Raw genomic sequence first — 18,713 nt, 5'->3', positions numbered from 1 at the left:
CACGCACCAGACCCCGCTCGGGTCGGCCCAAGACGCACCGCGCCTCACAGCCAGGCTGATCCAAACGAAAGGCCCTAGGTCAGGCGCCCGGTCCGGGGTCCGGCTTCACCGGCGTACGGATGCCCGCCCGGGCCGCCTCCAGCTGCGCCGCGAACGCGATGCCGAGGAAGAGCGCCACGGCGGTCAGGTTGGCCCACAGCAGCAGGGCGATGAAGGCCGTGAGCGGACCGTACACGGCGCCGAAGGCCCCGCTCCGTCCGACGTACAGCGCGAGCAGCCAGGTCGCCGAGATCCACAGCACCAGGTGGACCGCCGAGCCGAAGGCCAGCCAGGTGTAGCCGGGCTGGTCGCGGCGGGGCGACCAGCGCAGGATCACCGCCGACGCGACCCAGGCCAGCAGCAGTCCGGCCGGAACGTCCAGCACGGCCCACCAGGTGGCCCCGCCCGTCCCGTGGCCGAGGGTGCGGGCCACGGCGTCGCCGACCGTCTCACCCGCGACGAGCACCAGGAACCCCAGGACCATCGGCAGGCCGGCCGTGAAGGCGAGCGCCAGGGCCCGGCCGTACTTGCGGACGAAGGGGCGGTCGCGCTCGATGCCGTAGATGCGGTTGGCGCCCCGTTCGATCTGCGCCATGGCCGAGGCGAGGTTCAGCACCGCGAACCCGAGGCCCAGCCAGAGCGCGACCGTGCTCCACACGTCGCTGCCGGCGCTGCGCCGGGTGCCCTCGAAGGCCTTCTCGACGACGTCCGCGCTGGCGCCCGGCACGATCCGGCCGAGGGTCAGCTCGATGACCCGGCCCACGCTCTCCGTGTGCACCGACGTGGCGAGACCCACGAGCACGACGGTGAAGGGGACCAGGCCGAGCACGACCTGGAAGGCGAGGGCCCGGGCGTTGGTGAACCCGTCCGCGTAGCGGAACCGGGTGAAGGCGTCGGCCAGCAGCCTGAGGCCCCCGTACCGCCGCAGGGCGGTGAGGGCTTCGTCGCCGGAGAGTTCTTCTCCGAGCATGTCCCGGGTCTGCGGAACGTGGACGGCGGTTCCCACGATGCGGCTGCTCCTCGTGTCGGGGCGGGCGAGGACGTCGTCCTCCACCCGTGCGCATGCCCCGTGAACGAGACCGCAGCGCGCAGGGGACGGCTTGGGCGGTTTTTCCCGGGTCACACGCCGGCAGGGAGTCCCCGGCCCGCGAGACCACCGTCCGGCCGCCGGCTCCGCACCCCGTTGACCGCTTCAGGTGACACGAAAGACCGGCCAGCCGATCTCGGTGCGCCACGCAGCGGGATCGCTCGTGTCACGGGGGCCGACAAGGTAGACCTCCCGCACCGGCCCGGCCACCGACATCGCGTTCTCCACCACCCAGGTCCCGAGTTCGCCGTACGTGACCTCGATGCCGTCGTGCTCGCCGATGTGGGTGGTGACGGCCAGTTCCGCGGCCGGCAGAGTCATGGGGTGCACTCGCCCGGTGCGGGGTGGCGCAGCGGTCGGCAGGTAGACGACGGCGTGACCGCGCTCCTGCTCGAAGAGGGCGTTGTCGTAGCTGCCGCCCGGCGGTCCGGTCACGGCGGCGCCGACGGCCGCCTCCAACTCGGCCATCGCTCCCGCGTACCAGGTCGCGACGTCGCTGTGCCCGACCACGGCCTCCACCGCGGCGACCGTCCGGGCGGGCTCGGCACGCAGCTCGACGTCGATGGGCGCGGGGTCGGGCCGGAGCAGGCGGCGCAGCGACACGACCGCGGCCCGGGTGCGGTCGAGCGCGTCCTCGAGGCGATGCAGGTGGTCCGCGACCAGGGCCGCCCGGACACCGGGGTCGGGGGTCCGCAGGATCCGCCGCACATCGCTCAGGGGGACGTCGAGCTCGCGGAGCCGGTGGATGACCTGAGCGGTCGGGATCTGGTCGACGCCGTAGTAGCGGTAACCGGTGGTCTCGTCCACCACGGCGGGTTCCAGCAGGGCCGCCTCGTGGTAGCGGCGCAGAGTCCGCACGCTCAAGTGGGTCAGCCGCGAGAACTCTCCGATGGTCAGCATCTCCTCATTCTGAACGCTCCCCCTGGGGGAGGGTCCACGGCTTGACCCTCCCGCGCCGTGAGGTCCCACGGTGGGCTCATGACACAGCACACCGATCTTCCGTCCGATCTGCTCCCGACCACGGTGCGCGAGTTCTTCGCCGCCCACGTCGTCCGCGACGCCGACGCCGCCTCGTCGTTCCTCACCGAGGACGCGGTGGTCGTCGACCAGGACGAGACCTTCCGCGGCCGGGAGGAGGTCCACGCGTTCCTGCGGGACGCCGGATCCGAGTTCACCTACACGACCGAGCAGGTCGGCGCTCGCCGCGTCGATGACGCCCACTGGGTGGTGACCGTGCGGCTCGAAGGCACCTTCCCGGGTGGCATCGCCGAACTCGACTACCGGTTCGCGCTGCGCGACGGCCTCATCGCCGAACTCGTCATCGCCAACCACCCGGCCTGACCGGACCCACGCCACCCCGACCTTCAGTGGAGAGAAGAATGTCCAGTTCAGATCGCGATCGGCTCGACGGTCGCCGGGCGCTCGTCACGGGCGGTTCGAAGGGCTCGGGCAAGGCCGTCGCAGAGAGACTGCGAGAGATGGGCGCCGACGTCTACGTGACGGCACGAACGATGCCCGACGGGTACGAGCACCCCGACCGGTTCATCGAAGCGGACATGCTGACGACGGAGGGCACCGACGCCGTGGCGGCCCGCATCGCGGAAGCCGGCGGCGCACTCGACATCCTGGTGCACGTCGTCGGAGGCGCGTCGACGCCGTCCGGTGGATTCGCGGCCATCACCGACGACCAGTGGCTCACCGAGCTGAACCTCAACCTCCTGGGAGCGGTGCGGCTGGACCGTGCCCTCCTCCCGGCGATGATCGCGTCCGGGTCGGGCGTGGTGCTGCACTTCACCTCGATCCAGCGGGAGCTGCCCCAGTACGAGGCGTCCTTGGCCTACGCAGCAGCGAAGGCCGCGTTGCGCACATACAGCAAGGGACTTGCCAATGAACTCGCGCCCCGCGGCGTACGGGTCAACGCGATCAGCCCCGGCGGAATCGAGACGGAAGCCTACGAGAGATTCGTGGACCGGATCGCCGAGGGCAACGGACTCACACGTGAAGCAGCCAAGCAGACCATCTACGACTCGCTCGGAGGAGTACCCCTGGGACGGTTCGCGAACACCGAGGAAATCGCGGACCTGGCCGGGTTCCTGGTCTCGGACCGCGCCTCGGCGATCGTAGGAGCCGAGTACGTGATCGACGGCGGCACCGTCCCGACCGTCTGAGCCGGGCACCGGCTCCGCGTGACCACGCGCGGACAGCGGTCGCCGGGATCGCGCCCCGCGGCTCCGGACCGGGGTCGGTGCCATGGGGAAACGCCGCAGCGCCGGGTGGAAGCGCGGGGCCGGAACGGGCCTGACCGTCAGGCCCCCGCCCACTCCCGCAGCGCCGACTCGCCGGAGAAGTCCGCCACGTTCTTGTCCAGCGGGTCGTCGGTGTACTGGTGGAAACGCCAGTCCGCCTTGATCCGCGGTTTCCCGGCGGTGGTCGCGTAGTCGGCGATCCAGAGGCCGTCGCCCGCGTAGGACGTGGTGTCGTGGTTCAGCCAGAAATGGCGGTTGCAGTACAGGACGACCTTGTGGTGGGGGCGCAGTTCCTTGACCTTGCGGATGAAGCGGTCCTTCTCGGAATTGCTCGCGTGCGAGCCGTCCCCCGTGGTCTCCCAGTCCACCGCGAGGATGTCGCCCCGCCGCTCGGGCGCCTTGGCGACGAAGTACTCGGCCTGTTCGGTGAGATTCCCCGGCCAGAGGAAGTGGTAGAACCCGACCACCAGACCGGCGTCCCGCCCTCTCTTCGTCTGGGCGGCCAGTTTCGGATTCACGTACGAACGGCCTTCCGTCGCCTTCACGAAGACGAAGGAAAGGCCGTCCGTGTCGTACGAGGAGGACTGGTAGGAACTGACGTCGATGCCACGCAGCATGCAGGTTCTCCCGTGTGGTGCCGTGGGGACGGGATCTGATGGTTCCCTGATTCAACCTGCTTGACGCAAAGCCCTGTTCGGCGCGGCCTTCTCGGCACTCGATTCAGCACTCGATGATGTTCACCGCGAGCCCGCCCCGCGCGGTCTCCTTGTACTTCACCGACATGTCCGCGCCGGTCTCCTTCATGGTCTTGATGACCTTGTCGAGGGACACCTTGTGCGAGCCGTCGCCGCGCATCGCCATCCGGGCGGCGGTCACCGCCTTCACCGCGGCCATGCCGTTGCGCTCGATGCACGGGATCTGCACCAGGCCGCCGACCGGGTCGCAGGTCAGGCCAAGGTTGTGCTCCATGCCGATCTCGGCCGCGTTCTCCACCTGCTCCGGGGAGCCGCCCAGCACCTCAGCGAGCGCGCCCGCCGCCATCGAGCAGGCGGAGCCCACCTCGCCCTGGCAGCCGACCTCGGCGCCGGAGATGGAGGCGTTCTCCTTGAAGAGCATGCCGATGGCGCCCGCCGCGAGCAGGAAGCGCACCACGCCCTCCTCGTCGGCGCCCGGCACGAAGTTCATGTAGTAGTGCAGCACGGCCGGGATGATGCCGGCCGCGCCGTTCGTCGGGGCGGTGACGACCCGGCCGCCGGCCGCGTTCTCCTCGTTCACCGCCATCGCGTAGAGGGTGATCCACTCCATCGCGAGCGCCTGCGGGTCGCCCTCGGAGCGCAGCTTGCGTGCGGTGGTGGCGGCACGGCGGCGGACCTTCAGCCCGCCCGGCAGGATGCCCTCGCGGGACATGCCCCGCTCCACACAGGCCCGCATCACCCGCCAGATCTCCAGCAGCCCCTCGCGGATCTCCTCCTCGGACCGCCAGGCGCGCTCGTTCTCCAGCATCAGCGCGGAGATCGACAGGCCGGTCTCCTTGGTGAGCCGCAGCAGCTCGTCACCGGTGCGGAAGGGGTACTTCAGCACGGTGTCGTCGAGCTTGATCCGGTCCGCGCCCACCGCGTCCTCGTCGACGACGAAACCGCCGCCCACCGAGTAGTACGTCTTGGCCAGCAGCTCCGCGCCGGAGGAGTCGTACGCCCACAGCGTCATGCCGTTGGCGTGGTAGGGGAGCGCCTTGCGGCGGTGCAGCACCAGGTCGTCGTCGAAGGAGAAGCCGATCTCGTGCTCGCCGAGCAGCCGCAGCCGCCCGCCCTCCCTGATCTTCTCGACGCGCTCGTCGGCCGACTCCACGTCCACCGTGCGCGGCGAGTCGCCCTCCAGGCCGAGCAGCACCGCCTTGGGCGTGCCGTGGCCGTGCCCGGTGGCGCCCAGGGAGCCGTACAGCTCCGCCCGCACCGAGGCGACGGAGGCCAGGAGGTCCTCGTTGCGCAGTCGCCGGGCGAACATCCGGGCCGCCCGCATAGGGCCGACCGTGTGCGAGCTGGACGGGCCGATGCCGATCGAGAACAGGTCGAAGACCGAGATGGCCACGGGAGGACTCCTCAGGGTTCGGCGGACGACGCTGTCCACCGGGGAAGGGCGGTTCAGTGGGACGGGTGGGGTGCTGAATCGTTCATGCGCTGCATGGTGCGGGGCACCGCGCCCACCGACCCAGTGTGCGCGATGCCCCGTGCGTCCGTGAAAAAAGCGGACGGAACTACCGCAGACCGGGGTAGAGCGGGTGCTTCGCGGCCAGCGCCGCGACCCGGTCCCGGAGCGCCTCGGCGTCGTACGACGGCTTCAGCGCCTCGGCGATCACGTCGGCGACCTCGGCGAAGTCCTCGGCCGTGAAGCCGCGGGTGGCCAGGGCGGGCGTGCCGATGCGCAGACCCGAGGTGACCATCGGCGGGCGCGGGTCGTTCGGGATCGCGTTCCGGTTGACGGTGATCCCGACCTCGTGCAGCCGGTCCTCGGCCTGCTGGCCGTCCAGCTCCGAGTTCCGCAGGTCCACCAGGACCAGGTGCACGTCCGTGCCGCCGGACAGCACGTCCACGCCCACGGCCTTCACGTCGTCCTGGACCAGACGCTCGGCCAGGATGCGGGCGCCCTCCAGCGTGCGGCGCTGGCGCTCCTTGAACTCCTCCGAGGCGCACACCTTGAAGGCGACCGCCTTGGCGGCGACCACGTGCTCCAGCGGGCCGCCCTGCTGGCCGGGGAACACGGCGGAGTTGATCTTCTTGGCCAGCTCGGCCGTGGAGAGGATCACACCGCCGCGCGGACCGCCGAGGGTCTTGTGCGTGGTGGTGGTCACGACGTGGGCGTGCGGCACCGGGTTCGGGTGCAGGCCCGCGGCGACCAGACCGGCGAAGTGCGCCATGTCGACCATGAGGTAGGCGCCGACCTCGTCCGCGATCCGGCGGAACGCGGCGAAGTCCAGCCGGCGCGGGTACGCCGACCAGCCGGCGACGATCAGCTTCGGCTTGTTCTCCTTGGCCAGGCGCTCGACCTCGGCCATGTCCACGACGCCGGTGTCGTCCACGTGGTACGCGACCACGTTGTAGAGCTTGCCCGAGAAGTTGATCTTCATGCCGTGGGTCAGGTGCCCGCCGTGCGCGAGGTTCAGACCCATGATCGTGTCGCCCGGCTTGAGCAGCGCGAACATCGCGGCCGCGTTGGCCTGGGCGCCCGAGTGCGGCTGGACGTTGGCGTGCTCGGCGCCGAACAGCTCCTTCACCCGGTCGATGGCGATCTGCTCGATCACGTCGACGTGCTCGCAGCCGCCGTAGTAGCGGCGGCCGGGGTAGCCCTCGGCGTACTTGTTGGTCAGCACCGAGCCCTGGGCCTCCATGACCGCGACCGGGGCGAAGTTCTCCGAGGCGATCATCTCGAGGGTGGACTGCTGCCGGTGCAGCTCGGCGTCGACCGCGGCGGCCACCGCCGGGTCGAGCTCGTGCAGGGGCGTGTTCAGAAGCGACATGCGGCTACGGCTCCTCAGCCCGCGACGAACGCGTCGTACTCGGCGGCGGACAGCAGGTCGGCCGGCTCGTCGGTGACCCGCACCTTGAACAGCCAGCCGCCCTCGAAGGGGGCCGAGTTCACCAGCGCCGGGTCGTTCACCACGTCCTCGTTGACCTCGGTGACCTCGCCGGAGACGGGGGAGTACAGGTCGCTGACGGACTTGGTGGACTCCAGCTCGCCGCAGGTCTCGCCCGCGCTCACCGTGTCACCGACCTCGGGGAGCTGGACGAAGACCACGTCGCCGAGCGCGTTGGCCGCGTGCTCCGTGATGCCGACCGTCGACACGCCGTCCTCGGCGGCCGACAGCCACTCGTGCTCCTTGCTGTAACGCAGGTCCTGGGGGTTGCTCATGGCCTGAATTCTCCTGTACGCGGGAAACTGCTGATGACGGGGAGGGCACGCGAAGCGGCCGGACGGGTGGGACCCCCGTGCCGCGGACGCGTGAAAGCCGGCCGGAGGCCGGCTACGACGGTGTCACTTCTGCCGCTTGTAGAACGGCAGCGCCACGACGTCGTACGGCTCGTGGCTGCCGCGGATGTCCACACCGACGCCCTCGGTGCCCGGCTCCGCGTGGCCCGCGTCGACGTAGGCCATGGCGATCGGCCTGCCCAGGGTGGGGGAGGGGGCGCCGGAGGTGACCTCGCCGATCTTCTCGCCGCCGGCGACCACGGCGTACCCGGCGCGCGGCACCCGGCGGCCGTGGGCGACCAGGCCGACCAGGACGCGCGGCGGGTTCTTCGCGGCACGCTCGGCGGCCTCGGCGAGGGCGGCGCGGCCCACGAAGTCGCCCTCCTTCTCGAACTTCACCACCCGTCCCAGACCGGCGTCGAAGGGCGTGAGGGAGGTGCTCAGCTCGTTGCCGTACAGCGGCATGCCCGCCTCCAGGCGGAGCGTGTCCCGGCAGGACAGGCCGCACGGGACCAGCCCGTGGCCCTCGCCCGCCTTCGTCAGCGCCTGCCACAGCTCCACGGCGTGCTCCGGCTTCACGAACAGCTCGAAGCCGTCCTCGCCGGTGTAGCCGGTGCGGGCGATCAGCGCGGGGACCCCGGCCACGGTGCCCGGCAGGCCGGCGTAGTACTTCAGCCCGTCCAGGTCGGCGTCGGTGAGGCTCCGCAGGATCGCCGGGGACTCGGGGCCCTGCACGGCCAGCAGCGCGTACGCGTCGCGGTCGTCGCGCACCTCGGCGTCGAAGCCCGCGGCCCGCTCCGTCAGCGCGTCCAGCACCACCTGGGCGTTGGAGGCGTTGGCCACCACCATGTACTCGGTGTCGCCCAGGCGGTAGACGATCAGGTCGTCCAGGATGCCGCCGTCCTCACGGCAGATCATCGTGTAGCGGGCGCGGCCCGGCTTCACGCCCGAGATGTTGCCCACCAGCGCGTAATCGAGGAGGGCGGCGGCCTGCGGGCCGGTGACCGTGATCTCGCCCATGTGCGAGAGGTCGAAGAGGCCGGCCCGCGTGCGCACGGCGTTGTGCTCGTCGCGCTCGGAGCCGTAGCGCAGGGGCATGTCCCAGCCGGCGAAGTCGGTCATCGTCGCGCCGAGCGACCGATGCAGGGCATCGAGCGCGGTACGGCGGGGTTCGTTACTGCTCATCGGTCGGTCTCCCAAGGCGATGGGTGTCCCTCCCGCGCGAGTTCATTCGAGCGTGGGGGAAGGCGAGGTCGTTTCCTCCCCATCTGTCATCGGAACCTGAGAGGTTCGCCATGACCACCGGCGACACGGCGATCAGGACTTGCACCTTGGGTGGGACCACCGCAGCACTGCGACGGCGGCCCGCTTTTCAGATGTGCCTCGCCCGCGCGGTAACGGTGCCTGAGAGATTCAAGGGAGGGACTTGCTCCTTCGGCGCCCCGGCGGCACAGGTGCCGGGGACTCTCCCGCGCGGATTCAAACGGCCGGTATGCAGTTGGCGCGCACATCATTGCACGCATCGTGGGACACCGGCAGGGGGCCCTTGCCGGGGGTGCACGGCTCGTGCAGGCTCGGTCACAGGGAGCTGTGACAGGCCTGTACCGGAATGAGTACGCGACCGAGAGCGACCTGGCATTACCTTCTCTTTACACGCGGCGGGGATCGGACCTCCATATCCGGCCCCAGGGGAGGACGACCACGGTGAACAGGCCCACGGCGTACGCCGGCACCACAGGCGTCGCGCTGCCGCGGCAGCACGCGCACCGGGCCCACGGCGCCCGCGACGCGGCGCCCGCCCCCCTCGTCCAGGATCTGCGCGCCCGCTCAGGACGCAGCCCGCGCGCCCTGCTCTTCGGCCCCCGCGACCTCGTCGTCGTCACCGGACTGCCCGGCAGCGGCAAGTCCACGCTGATGCGGCGCACGGTGCACGACGACCGCGTCGACTCCCAGGACGCGCGTGACCGCTGGGACAGCCGCATGCCCCGCCTGCTGCCGTACGCCCTCTACCGCCCCCTGGTCCGGCTCGCCCACTACGCGGGACTGCGCCGCGTGCTGCGCTCCGGCCGGCCGGTCGTCGTGCACGACTGCGGCACCCAGACCTGGGTGCGGCGCTGGCTGGCCCGCGAGGCCCGCCGCCGCGGGGCCGCGCTGCACCTGCTGCTCCTCGACGTCCCGCCCGAAGAGGCACTGGCCGGGCAGCTGGAGCGCGGCCGGGGCGTCTCGCGGTACGCCTTCCGCCGGCACCGCACCGCCTGCGGGCGGCTGCTGGAGGCGGTGGAGTCGGGCCGGGTGCCGGAGGGCTGCGCCTCGGCGGTGCTCGTCGACCGGGACGCCGCGAACGCCCTGCGCCGGATCGGCTTCACCGGCTGACCGGCTAGCCTTTCCGCCAAGCAGCGGCATCAGGCAGACGGTGGGCGACAGATGGACTTCCCGGCGGACAACCCGGAGCGGACGCACTTCCACCCGCACGGCGGGTGGCCCGGCAACGAACTGGAGGAGGCGCTCTCCGCCTCCCTCGGCGTCCCCTCGGCGGGAGCCCGCATCGTCGAGGTCCTCGGCCGCAGCTTCGTCTGGGTGCCCCTGCCGAACGGCGGCGGCCCGCACAGCGGCCCCCTCGACCTGCCCACCATGGAACTGGACGGCCAGGCGTATGTGCCGGTCTTCAGCTCCGAGGAGCAGTTCCGCCAGGTCGTCGGCTCCCACATGGGCTGCACCATCGCGCCCGCCGTGGAGTTCGCCCGCGGACTGCCCCCGCAGGCCGGCATCGTGGTCAACCCGGGCGGCACGGTCGCCGTCCCGCTGCCGCCGGCCGCGGTGGCCGAGCTGTGCCGGGCCGGGCGCTCCCCGCTGGACGGCCCGGCGAGCGGCGGCCGCGTCCGGCTGTTCGAACCGGACTGGCAGGACGACCCGGTGGACTTCCTCGCCGCCGCCTCGCAGGAGTTCGACGCCCTCGGTGTGGTGGCGACCGCCCGCCGCTGCCTGGCCGCCATCGAGACGGCGGACCCGGTGCTGTTCGTCGGCGTGGAGCTGCTGCACTGGGAGGGCGACCCGCGCGCGCTGCCGCTGGACGCCCTCGGCCGGGCGCTGGGCCGCAGCCCCGCCCGCTGGCCGGTCAACCTCGTCGTCCTCGACGTGGCCCAGGACCCGGTCGCCGACTGGCTGCGCGCCAAGGTCCGCCCCTTCTACCAGCGTGCGTGACGCCGCCGCCGCCCGCCTTCCGCGCACTGACAGCAGACCCCCGGAGACCGTCGGCTTAAGCTAGGAGCATTGGCCGGCAGGGTGTTGTACGGAGGGGCGATACAAGTGAGCGCTGGCACCGCGGCGGCCGGACAGGTCGAGCACATGCTGCGCCAGGTGACGCCCGGGCGTTACGACGCCTACGAGGCCTTGCTGCGCGCCCTCGCCACCCCCTCGTCCGGCAGGGTCTGGATGCTGCTCTGGCACGGCCAGGCCGGCTCGCCGGACGCCCAGTACGGGACCATGGAGGTCGAAGGGCACGGCTACGCGCCCTGCGTGACCTCCGCCCAGGAGCTGTCCGCCAGCGGCTGGAACCGTTCGTACGAGGTGGTCGACGGGCTCGAGGTGGCCCGCGCCCTCTACCCGGACCGCTACGGCCTCTGGCTCAATCCGCACGCGCCGGGCGGCGGCGTCGGCATCCCCTGGCTCGACCTGCGCCGCATCGCCGGCGGACTCGACCAGCAGCCCGCCGGACCGCTGCGGCTGTCCGAACCGGCCATCGAGATCCCGCAGTTCTACGCCCTCCTCGCGCAGAACGCCCACCGCACCCCGGCCGTGCGCGCGCTGCGCCGCGCCTGGGTGCAGCCCGCGCTGGGCGCCCCGTACCTCGCCATCGGCCTGGACGTGTACGACACCTCGCCGCCCGCCGTGGAGTCGGTGCGGCAGATGATGCGGCAGTCGCTGTCCGCGGTGCCCGACGGGCTGCCGGTCTCCACCGTCGCCCTGTCCGACGAGCACGACCCGGTGGCGATGTGGCTGCGCGTCAACGGGCGTCCGTTCTACGACCGCGAGGCGCACGCCCCGGCCCCCGCCACGGGCTACGGCTACCCGCCCGCACACCGCCTCTGACCGGTACGTCTTCCCGAGGTCCCCGGCACGGCGCCTCGGCCGCCGGGGGTCTCGCGCATGGTGACGCAGTGTCACGACGTCCAGCATGTGGACAAGGGGAAGTCGCTGCGAGTCCTGTCCTGACCCGTCCGCCGCTGATTTTGCGTCAGATTCCGTCGAATGCGATCAGCTACCTGTCGCTAACCCCCTGTCACCTGCGGTTTCACCGCGTCATCACGTCATCCGAGGCCCCGTGAAAGGCACTTGAGGCACCTTCGTTTGTGTCCCCGGTGTTAAATCATCGCGCGAAGATGCCGGAACAGTCCCTTATGTCGACTGTTCAGATCTCAGGTAGGTATCACCGCTATCCGGACTGTTCCTGACTCACTGCGAACGTCTGTAGTGTTCGGCCGGTCAAGATGCATCCACATAGCGGACCCGGAGTGGCCCCAGTATGCGCATATTCAAGACCCGAGCCGCTCGGGCGATCACGGCCGCGGTCGCGGTCGGTCTGATCGCCACGGGCTGCGCCAGCGAGCGGGACAGCGACAACGAGAGCGGCGGCAAGAAGGACACCTTCGTGTTCGCCGGTGCAGGCGACCCGGGATCCCTGGACCCTGCCCTCGCGAGTGACGGTGAAACCTTCCGCGTGACCCGCCAGGCGTTCGAGGCCCTCCTCGAGCACGAGTCGGGCGGCACCAAGCTGGTCGGCGGCCTCGCCGAGACCTGGTCGAGCAACGACGCGGGCACCGTCTGGACCTTCAACCTCCGCAAGGGCGTGAAGTTCCACGACGGCGAGGAGTTCAACGCCGCCGCGGTCTGCGCCAACTACGACCACTGGTTCAACTGGAAGGGCACCTACCAGTCGAGCGCGGTCTCCTACTACTGGCAGACCATCATGGGCGGGTTCGCGAAGAACGAGGACCCGGAGACGCCCGAGGCGAACTACAAGAGCTGCACCGCGAAGGACGAGCACACCGCCGTCATCGAGGTCAAGAAGCCCTCCGCGAACCTCCCCGGCGGCTTCTCGCTGAACGCCCTCGCCATCCACTCGCCGAAGGCGATCAAGGAGTACGAGAAGCAGGAGGCGACCGCCAAGGGCGACGCCATCACGTACCCCAAGTACAGCCAGGAGGCCGGCACGGTCGCCGGCACCGGCCCGTACAAGATCGTCAAGTGGAACAAGGGCAACAAGGAAGTCACCCTCGAGCGCTTCGACGACTACTGGGGCGAGAAGGCCAAGATCAAGAACCTGGTCTTCCGCACGATCGACACCGAGGAAGGCCGCCGCCAGGCGCTCCAGGCCGGTGACATCGACGGCTACGACCTCGTCGCCCCGGCCGACGTCAAGACCCTCGAGAACGAGGGCTACGTCGTCCCGACCCGTGGCGTCTTCAACCTCTTCTACGTGGGCATGAGCCAGACGGCGAACCCGGCCCTGAAGAAGAAGGAGGTCCGCCAGGCGATCGCGCAGGCGATCGACAAGGAGAACCTGGTCAAGACCCAGCTGCCCGAGGGCGGCAAGGTGGCCGACCAGTTCATGCCGGACACCATCCAGGGCTACTCCAAGAACGTCACGCAGTACCCGCACGACCCGGCCAAGTCGAAGCAGCTGCTGAAGAAGGCCGGCGCGCAGAACCTGACGATCGAGTTCTGCTACCCGACCGAGGTCACCCGCCCGTACATGCCTGCCCCGCAGGACCTGTTCGAGCTGATGAAGGCCGACCTCGAGGAGGCCGGCATCAAGGTCAAGCCGAAGGCCATGAAGTGGGCCCCGGACTACCTGGACGCCACCGAGGCCGGCTCCTGCGCCCTGCACATGCTCGGCTGGACCGGTGACTTCAACGACGGCTACAACTTCATCGGCACCTGGTTCGCCGGGTTCGACAAGCAGTGGGGCTTCAAGGACAAGAAGGTCTTCGACGCGGTGAACGCCGGTTCGAAGATGGGCAAGGCCGAGGAGCGCACCGCGGCCTACCAGAAGGCCAACGAGGTCATCATGGACTACCTGCCCGGCGTCCCGATCTCGTCGTCCCCGCCGGCCATCGCCTTCGGCAAGAACGTCAACCCGCCGAAGGTGTCGCCGCTGACGCAGGAAGTCTTCGCCGAAGCCTCCTTCAAGTAGGCGAACCGGCAGGAATTCGATAACGGGGGGGTCCGCCCGGCCGTCGCAACTCGGCGGCCGGGCGGGTCCGTTCATGTAAGACAACACGCAAGAAAGGGGCAAGCGGGGTGCTGCGTCTCGTCGTACGAAGACTGCTCCAGCTCATACCCACGCTGCTCGGCCTGTCGGTTCTGCTCTTCCTGTGGCTCGACCGGCTGCCCGGTGGACCCGCCTCAGCGATCCTGGGGGAGAAGGCCACCGAGGCCGAAGTGGCGCGCATCAACCGTGCGCTCGGGCTGGACCAGCCCGTCTACGTCCAGTACTGGCGCTTCCTCAAGCGCATCGCCGAGCTCGATCTCGGCACGTCCACCCAGACCGGACAGCCGGTGTGGGACGAGTTCGTCCTGCGCTTCCCCGCGACCGTGGAACTGTCCCTCCTCGCGATCCTCATCGCGGTGGCCGTCGGCGTCCCCCTCGGCTACTTCGCCGCCCGCAACCGCGGCGGCTGGCTCGACGTCACCGCGGTCTCCGGCTCGCTCGTCGGCATCTGCATCCCGGTGTTCTTCCTCGCGCTGATCCTCAAGGGCATCTTCGCCGTGCAGCTCGGGATCTTCCCCAGCTACGGCCGCCAGGACACCGGCATCAACGCCACGGACGTGACCGGCTTCGCCGTCCTCGACGGCATCCTCACCGGGGAGTTCGACGCGTCCTGGGACGCGATCATGCACCTGATCCTGCCCGCCGTCGCCCTGGCCTCCATCCCGCTCGCGGTCATCGTCCGCATGACCCGCGCCAGCGTGCTCGAGGTGCAGGACGAGGACTACGTGCGCACCGCCGAGGCCAAGGGCCTCAAGCGGAGCGTCGTCCGCAGCCGGCACGTGCTGCGCAACGCGATGCTCCCCGTGGTGACCGCGGTCGGCCTGCTCACGGGCTCCCTGCTGTCCGGCGCGGTCCTGACCGAGTCGGTGTTCTCCTTCGGAGGCATCGGTTCCTTCATCCGGACCGCGATCGACGGCCGCGACTACCCCGTGCTCGTCGGGTTCATCATGTTCATCGCGATGGTGTACGTCCTGATCAACCTGCTGGTGGACCTGGCGTACAGCCTCATCGACCCGAGAGTGCGGGTGCACTGACATGAGCGTCGCCACCAAGACCGACAAGATCCAGCGCCTCGCGGAACTCACCGCGACCAAGGAGACCAGCACCGGCGCCAGCCTGTGGCGTGAGGCGTTCCGCCGCCTCAAGAGCAGCAAGATGGCGATCATCGGCGCGGTCATCATCGCCGTCTTCGTCGTGATCGCGATCGTCGGCCCGTACCTCACCCCGTACGCGCCGACCGCCCAGACCTGGCGCGGCGAGGTCTTCCCCAACCAGGGCAAGTTCGTCGGCCCGCGCGGCGAGAACTGGTTCGGCCTCGACCACCTCGGCCGGGACATGTTCTCCCGCATGCTGGTCGGCGCCCGCCAGACCCTGCTCGTCGGTGTCGTCTCCACCCTGATCGGCCTGGTCGCCGGCTTCCTGATCGGCGGTCTGTCCGGTGCGGCCGCGACCCTCGGCGGCGAGGCGGGCAAGCGCGTCGACTCCGTCATCATGCGCTTCATCGACATGATGCTGGCACTGCCGTCGCTGCTGCTCGCGGTGTCCGTCGCCGCCGTCATGGGACAGTCCCTCACCACCGTGATGATCGCGGTGGGTGTGGTCCAGGTGCCGGTGTTCGCCCGTCTGCTGCGCGGCTCGATGCTGGCCCAGGGCGGCGCGGACTACGTGCTCGCCGCCCAGTCGCTGGGCGTGCGCAAGCGCCGCATCGTGACCTCGCAGATCATCCCGAACTCGCTCAGCCCGGTGATCGTGCAGGCCACGCTCTCCCTGGCCACGGCGATCATCGAGGCGGCCGCACTGTCCTACCTGGGTCTCGGCAACCCCGACCCGGCGATCCCCGAGTGGGGCGTCATGCTCGCCCAGGCGCAGCGCTTCTTCGACAACGCGCCGATGATGGCGGTCTACCCCGCCGTCGGCATCATCATCACCGCCCTCGGCTTCACCCTCCTCGGCGAGGCCATGCGGGAAGCCCTCGACCCGAAGCTGAGGGGCTGAACCACCATGTCTCTGCTCACTGTCGACGAACTGACCGTCACCTTCGGCGGCCGCGGCCGCAAGGCGTCCCGGGCGGTCGACGGCGTCTCCTTCGAGGTCGACCAGGGCCAGGTCGTGGGCCTGGTCGGCGAGTCCGGCTGCGGCAAGTCCGTCACCTCCCTGGCCCTGATGGGCCTGCTGCCCGCGAAGGGTCTCACCATCGGCGGCCGTGCCGAGTTCGACGGCACGGACCTGTTCACGATGAGCCCGTCCGCCCGCCGCGACCTGCGCGGCAGCGAGATGGCGATGATCTTCCAGGATCCGCTGTCCTCGCTGAACCCGGTCGTCCCGATCGGCGTGCAGGTCACCGAGATCCTGGAGCGCCACCGCGGGATGAAGGGCGAGGCCGCCCGCAAGGAGGCCGCCCACCTGCTGGACCGGGTCGGCATCCCCGACCCGACCCGGCGGCTCAAGGAGTACCCGCACCAGCTGTCCGGCGGTATGCGCCAGCGCGCGCTGATCGCCATGGCGGTGGCCTGCGCCCCGCGCCTGCTCATCGCCGACGAGCCCACCACGGCGCTCGACGTGACGATCCAGGCGCAGATCCTGGAGCTGCTCAAGGAGCTCGTGGACCAGGAGGGCACCGCCCTGCTGATGATCACCCACGACCTCGGCGTGGTCGCCGGCCTCTGCGACCAGGTCAACGTGCTCTACGCGGGCAAGGTCGTGGAGTCCGCCGGGCGCCGCGAGCTGTTCGCCCACCCCACCCACCCCTACGCGCACGGACTGCTGGGCTCCATCCCGCGGCTCGACGCGCCCCGGGGCGAGCCGCTCAACCCCATCCGCGGCTCGATCAACGACCGCATCGCCTGGGCCGACGGCTGCGCCTTCGCGCCCCGCTGCGACCGGTACGAGATGGGCTGCCTGTCCGGCACCCCGCAGCTCGGCGAGCCCCGCGCGGCCGGTCACCAGGTGCGGTGCGTCAACCCCGTACTCGACGACGCGAAGGCCGAGGAGGTCCCCGCATGAGCCTGCTCGAACTGGACGGCGTCAAGGTCCACTTCCCCATCAAGAAGGGCCTCCTGTTCGACCGCACGGTCGGCCATGTGTACGCCGTGGACGGGGTGTCGCTGAAGGTCGAGGCCGGTGAGACCTACGGTCTGGTCGGCGAGTCCGGCTGCGGCAAGACCACCCTCGGGCGGTCGGTGCTGCGGCTGGTGGACATCACCGAGGGCTCCGTCGTCCTCGACGGCACCGACCTGGCGAAGCTGCCCGGCGAGGAGATGCGCCGCTTCCGGCGCCGGCTCCAGATGGTCTTCCAGGACCCGCTGGGCTCGCTCAACCCGCGGCAGAACATCGAGTCGATCCTGTCCGAGGGCATGATCGCCCACGGCATCGGCAAGGACCAGGAGGAGCGCCGGGAGAAGATCAAGGCCATCCTCGACAAGGTCGGCCTCCCCTCCAACGCGCTCGCCCGCTACCCGCACGAGTTCTCCGGCGGCCAGCGGCAGCGCATCGGCATCGCCCGCGCCCTCGTCCTCGAACCGGACGTGATCATCTGCGACGAGCCGGTCTCCGCGCTCGACGTGTCGGTCCAGGCCCAGGTCATCAACCTGCTGGAGGAGCTCCAGGAGGAACTCGGCCTGACCTACGTGGTGATCGCCCACGACCTCGCGGTGGTCCGGCACATCTCCGACACCATCGGCGTGATGTACCTGGGCTCGCTGGTCGAGGAGGCGCCGAGCGACGCGCTCTACGCCGAGCCGAAGCACCCGTACACCAAGGCCCTGATGTCGGCCGTGCCGGTGCCGGACCCGGAGGTGGAGGACAAGCGCGAGCGGATCCTGCTCACCGGTGACCTGCCCTCGCCGGCCAACCCGCCGAGCGGCTGCCGTTTCCACACGCGCTGCCCGTGGGCCCAGGCCGAGCGCTGCGCGACCGAGCGCCCCGAGCTGCGGGACATCGGCGGCGGCCACCGGGTGGCGTGCCACTACGCGGAGGACATCGCGTCCGGGAAGCTCCGGCTGACCAAGGGCGAGGTGGTCTCGGCGACCCGCGAGGGCGTGGAGGACAACCCGACGGAGGACACGCCGGAGGCCGAGGCTCCGGAGGCCGACGCTCCGGCGGCCGAGACTCCGGCGAAGATCCCGGCCCAGGCGGAGAAGCCGGCGGAGAAGGCCGTCGTGGCGGAGAAGGCCGTCGAGGCCGAGGACAAGGCGGCCACGGCCGAGGAGCCCGCCAAGGCCGAGGGCAAGGCGGAGAAGGCCGCCGAGGCCAAGGCTTCGCCGAAGCCCGAGGCTGCCGACGAGGCCGACGAGGCCGACGAAGCCGTCGCGTCCGACGAGGCCAAGGCCTCCGAGGAGCCCGAGAAGGCTGTCTGATCGGCACCCGAACGAAGCCCTCGCCTTGCTTTGCAAGGCGAGGGCTTCTTTCTACGCCACAATATGCAAGTGCTTCAGCAACTGTTCAGCCCGTCCGTCCTGCACACGCTCGATCTGATCGGCATCTTCGTCTTCGCCATCTCCGGGGCCCTGCTGGCCGTCCGGAAGAACTTCGACGTGTTCGGGATCGCCGTGCTGTCCGAGATCACCGCCCTCGGCGGCGGTCTCTTCCGCGACCTGATCATCGGCGCCGTCCCGCCCGCCGCCTTCACGGATCTGGGGTACTTCGTCACCCCGCTGCTGGCCACCGTCCTCGTCTTCTTCCTGCACCCGCACGTCGAGCGCATCCAGGTCGCCGTCAACGTCTTCGACGCGGCGGGGCTCGGCCTCTTCTGCGTCGTCGGCACGACCAAGGCGTACGACTACGGGCTCGGCCTCACCGCGTCCGCCTGTCTGGGCCTGGCCACGGCGGTCGGCGGCGGTGTGCTGCGGGACGTGCTCGCCAACGAGGTGCCCTCGCTGCTGCGCTGGGACCGCGACCTGTACGCGGTGCCCGCGATCGTCGGCGCGGCCATGGTCGCCCTCTGCCTGCGCTTCGACGTGCTGAACCCGGTGACCAGCACCACCGCGGCCGTCACCGCCTTCGTGCTGCGGCTGCTGGCGATGCGCTACCACTGGCGTGCGCCTCGTGCCTGGCACCGCCGTTCGACGGTGACGGAGGAGCAGCCTCCTACCTGATCACAGCGAACAAA

At 70.4% G+C, this 18,713-nt stretch carries 18 protein-coding genes and 2 riboswitches; of the genes, 11 read left to right on the top strand and 7 right to left on the bottom strand.

What is annotated here, in order from left to right:
- Positions 1–79: 79 nt before the first annotated feature.
- Complete coding sequence (locus ELQ39_RS08965) at positions 80–1,045, bottom strand: YihY/virulence factor BrkB family protein (RefSeq protein ID WP_190005630.1); 966 nt, start codon at positions 1,043–1,045, stop codon at positions 80–82.
- A gap of 186 nt (positions 1,046–1,231) precedes the next feature.
- Positions 1,232–2,026: a MerR family transcriptional regulator gene (locus ELQ39_RS08960; protein ID WP_242591580.1), complete on the bottom strand. Its 795-nt coding sequence runs from the start codon at positions 2,024–2,026 to the stop codon at positions 1,232–1,234.
- 78 nt (positions 2,027–2,104) lie between these two features.
- Between ELQ39_RS08960 and ELQ39_RS08955 the strand changes: the two genes are divergently transcribed.
- Together ELQ39_RS08955 and ELQ39_RS08950 are read left to right on the top strand one after the other, a co-directional pair.
- The gene (locus ELQ39_RS08955; RefSeq protein ID WP_190005632.1) at positions 2,105–2,467 is read left to right on the top strand and encodes a nuclear transport factor 2 family protein; all 363 of its coding nucleotides are present in this window, start codon (positions 2,105–2,107) and stop codon (positions 2,465–2,467) included.
- A 38-nt stretch (positions 2,468–2,505) separates the two neighbouring features.
- Positions 2,506–3,294, top strand: coding sequence for an SDR family oxidoreductase (locus ELQ39_RS08950; protein WP_242591579.1), 789 nt, complete (start codon positions 2,506–2,508; stop codon positions 3,292–3,294).
- 137 nt (positions 3,295–3,431) lie between these two features.
- Here the strand turns inward: ELQ39_RS08950 and ELQ39_RS08945 are convergent, their stop codons facing one another.
- The 5 genes from ELQ39_RS08945 to gcvT form a co-directional block, all read right to left on the bottom strand.
- Positions 3,432–3,989 carry a glycoside hydrolase family 25 protein gene (locus ELQ39_RS08945; protein ID WP_242591578.1) on the bottom strand — a complete coding sequence of 186 codons (558 nt, stop codon included), beginning with the start codon at positions 3,987–3,989 and terminating at the stop codon, positions 3,432–3,434.
- Positions 3,990–4,092: 103 nt separating this feature from the next.
- Positions 4,093–5,460, bottom strand: a complete 1,368-nt coding sequence (locus tag ELQ39_RS08940) for an L-serine ammonia-lyase (RefSeq protein WP_190005635.1) — start codon at positions 5,458–5,460, stop codon at positions 4,093–4,095.
- Positions 5,461–5,626: 166 nt separating this feature from the next.
- Positions 5,627–6,886: a serine hydroxymethyltransferase gene (gene glyA / locus ELQ39_RS08935; protein ID WP_225640600.1), complete on the bottom strand. Its 1,260-nt coding sequence runs from the start codon at positions 6,884–6,886 to the stop codon at positions 5,627–5,629.
- 14 nt (positions 6,887–6,900) lie between these two features.
- Positions 6,901–7,278, bottom strand: a complete 378-nt coding sequence (gene gcvH, locus ELQ39_RS08930) for a glycine cleavage system protein GcvH (protein WP_190005637.1) — start codon at positions 7,276–7,278, stop codon at positions 6,901–6,903.
- A gap of 123 nt (positions 7,279–7,401) precedes the next feature.
- Entirely contained in the window at positions 7,402–8,520 is a 1,119-nt protein-coding gene (gene gcvT / locus ELQ39_RS08925; protein WP_242591577.1) for a glycine cleavage system aminomethyltransferase GcvT, read from the bottom strand.
- A 73-nt stretch (positions 8,521–8,593) separates the two neighbouring features.
- Positions 8,594–8,717: riboswitch (glycine riboswitch) on the bottom strand.
- Positions 8,718–8,817: riboswitch (glycine riboswitch) on the bottom strand.
- Between the two features lie 222 nt (positions 8,818–9,039).
- Between gcvT and ELQ39_RS08920 the strand changes: the two genes are divergently transcribed.
- The 9 genes from ELQ39_RS08920 to ELQ39_RS08880 all read left to right on the top strand — a co-directional run bounded on the left by ELQ39_RS08920 (position 9,040) and on the right by ELQ39_RS08880 (position 18,699).
- Positions 9,040–9,708, top strand: a complete 669-nt coding sequence (locus tag ELQ39_RS08920) for an AAA family ATPase (RefSeq protein ID WP_190005639.1) — start codon at positions 9,040–9,042, stop codon at positions 9,706–9,708.
- Between the two features lie 51 nt (positions 9,709–9,759).
- Positions 9,760–10,536, top strand: coding sequence for an enhanced serine sensitivity protein SseB C-terminal domain-containing protein (locus ELQ39_RS08915; RefSeq protein WP_242591576.1), 777 nt, complete (start codon positions 9,760–9,762; stop codon positions 10,534–10,536).
- Between the two features lie 105 nt (positions 10,537–10,641).
- Entirely contained in the window at positions 10,642–11,424 is a 783-nt protein-coding gene (locus ELQ39_RS08910) for an enhanced serine sensitivity protein SseB C-terminal domain-containing protein (RefSeq protein ID WP_225626478.1), read from the top strand.
- 433 nt (positions 11,425–11,857) lie between these two features.
- Complete coding sequence (locus ELQ39_RS08905) at positions 11,858–13,528, top strand: ABC transporter substrate-binding protein (RefSeq protein WP_242591575.1); 1,671 nt, start codon at positions 11,858–11,860, stop codon at positions 13,526–13,528.
- A gap of 107 nt (positions 13,529–13,635) precedes the next feature.
- Positions 13,636–14,640, top strand: a complete 1,005-nt coding sequence (locus tag ELQ39_RS08900; RefSeq protein WP_190005642.1) for an ABC transporter permease — start codon at positions 13,636–13,638, stop codon at positions 14,638–14,640.
- Position 14,641: 1 nt separating this feature from the next.
- The gene (locus ELQ39_RS08895) at positions 14,642–15,601 is read left to right on the top strand and encodes an ABC transporter permease (RefSeq protein ID WP_190005643.1); all 960 of its coding nucleotides are present in this window, start codon (positions 14,642–14,644) and stop codon (positions 15,599–15,601) included.
- Between the two features lie 6 nt (positions 15,602–15,607).
- The gene (locus ELQ39_RS08890) at positions 15,608–16,609 is read left to right on the top strand and encodes an ABC transporter ATP-binding protein (protein WP_190005644.1); all 1,002 of its coding nucleotides are present in this window, start codon (positions 15,608–15,610) and stop codon (positions 16,607–16,609) included.
- Complete coding sequence (locus ELQ39_RS08885) at positions 16,606–17,961, top strand: ABC transporter ATP-binding protein (protein WP_242591574.1); 1,356 nt, start codon at positions 16,606–16,608, stop codon at positions 17,959–17,961. Before ELQ39_RS08890 ends, ELQ39_RS08885 begins: the two co-directional genes overlap by 4 nt.
- Positions 17,962–18,030: 69 nt before the next feature.
- A complete protein-coding gene (locus tag ELQ39_RS08880; RefSeq protein WP_225626480.1) occupies positions 18,031–18,699 on the top strand; it encodes a trimeric intracellular cation channel family protein in 669 nt (222 codons plus the stop codon).
- The last annotated feature ends 14 nt before the right edge of the window (positions 18,700–18,713 follow it).

The sequence above is a fragment of the Streptomyces sp. GB4-14 genome, assembly GCF_022696125.1.
In the GTDB taxonomy this organism is placed as follows: Bacteria; Actinomycetota; Actinomycetes; order Streptomycetales; family Streptomycetaceae; genus Streptomyces; species Streptomyces werraensis.
This window is presented reverse-complemented; position numbering and strand designations above follow the sequence as displayed.

Bases quoted from the DNA above. Each gene is read 5' to 3' on its own strand.
- ELQ39_RS08945 (WP_242591578.1), bottom strand. From the start codon at position 3,989: ATGCTGCGTGGCATCGACGTCAGTTCCTACCAGTCCTCCTCGTACGAC.
- ELQ39_RS08955 (WP_190005632.1), top strand. From the start codon at position 2,105: ATGACACAGCACACCGATCTTCCGTCCGATCTGCTCCCGACCACGGTG.
- ELQ39_RS08950 (WP_242591579.1), top strand. From the start codon at position 2,506: ATGTCCAGTTCAGATCGCGATCGGCTCGACGGTCGCCGGGCGCTCGTC.
- ELQ39_RS08960 (WP_242591580.1), bottom strand. From the start codon at position 2,026: ATGCTGACCATCGGAGAGTTCTCGCGGCTGACCCACTTGAGCGTGCGG.
- gcvT (WP_242591577.1), bottom strand. From the start codon at position 8,520: ATGAGCAGTAACGAACCCCGCCGTACCGCGCTCGATGCCCTGCATCGG.
- ELQ39_RS08915 (WP_242591576.1), top strand. From the start codon at position 9,760: ATGGACTTCCCGGCGGACAACCCGGAGCGGACGCACTTCCACCCGCAC.
- ELQ39_RS08905 (WP_242591575.1), top strand. From the start codon at position 11,858: ATGCGCATATTCAAGACCCGAGCCGCTCGGGCGATCACGGCCGCGGTC.
- ELQ39_RS08890 (WP_190005644.1), top strand. From the start codon at position 15,608: ATGTCTCTGCTCACTGTCGACGAACTGACCGTCACCTTCGGCGGCCGC.
- glyA (WP_225640600.1), bottom strand. From the start codon at position 6,886: ATGTCGCTTCTGAACACGCCCCTGCACGAGCTCGACCCGGCGGTGGCC.
- gcvH (WP_190005637.1), bottom strand. From the start codon at position 7,278: ATGAGCAACCCCCAGGACCTGCGTTACAGCAAGGAGCACGAGTGGCTG.
- ELQ39_RS08895 (WP_190005643.1), top strand. From the start codon at position 14,642: ATGAGCGTCGCCACCAAGACCGACAAGATCCAGCGCCTCGCGGAACTC.
- ELQ39_RS08885 (WP_242591574.1), top strand. From the start codon at position 16,606: ATGAGCCTGCTCGAACTGGACGGCGTCAAGGTCCACTTCCCCATCAAG.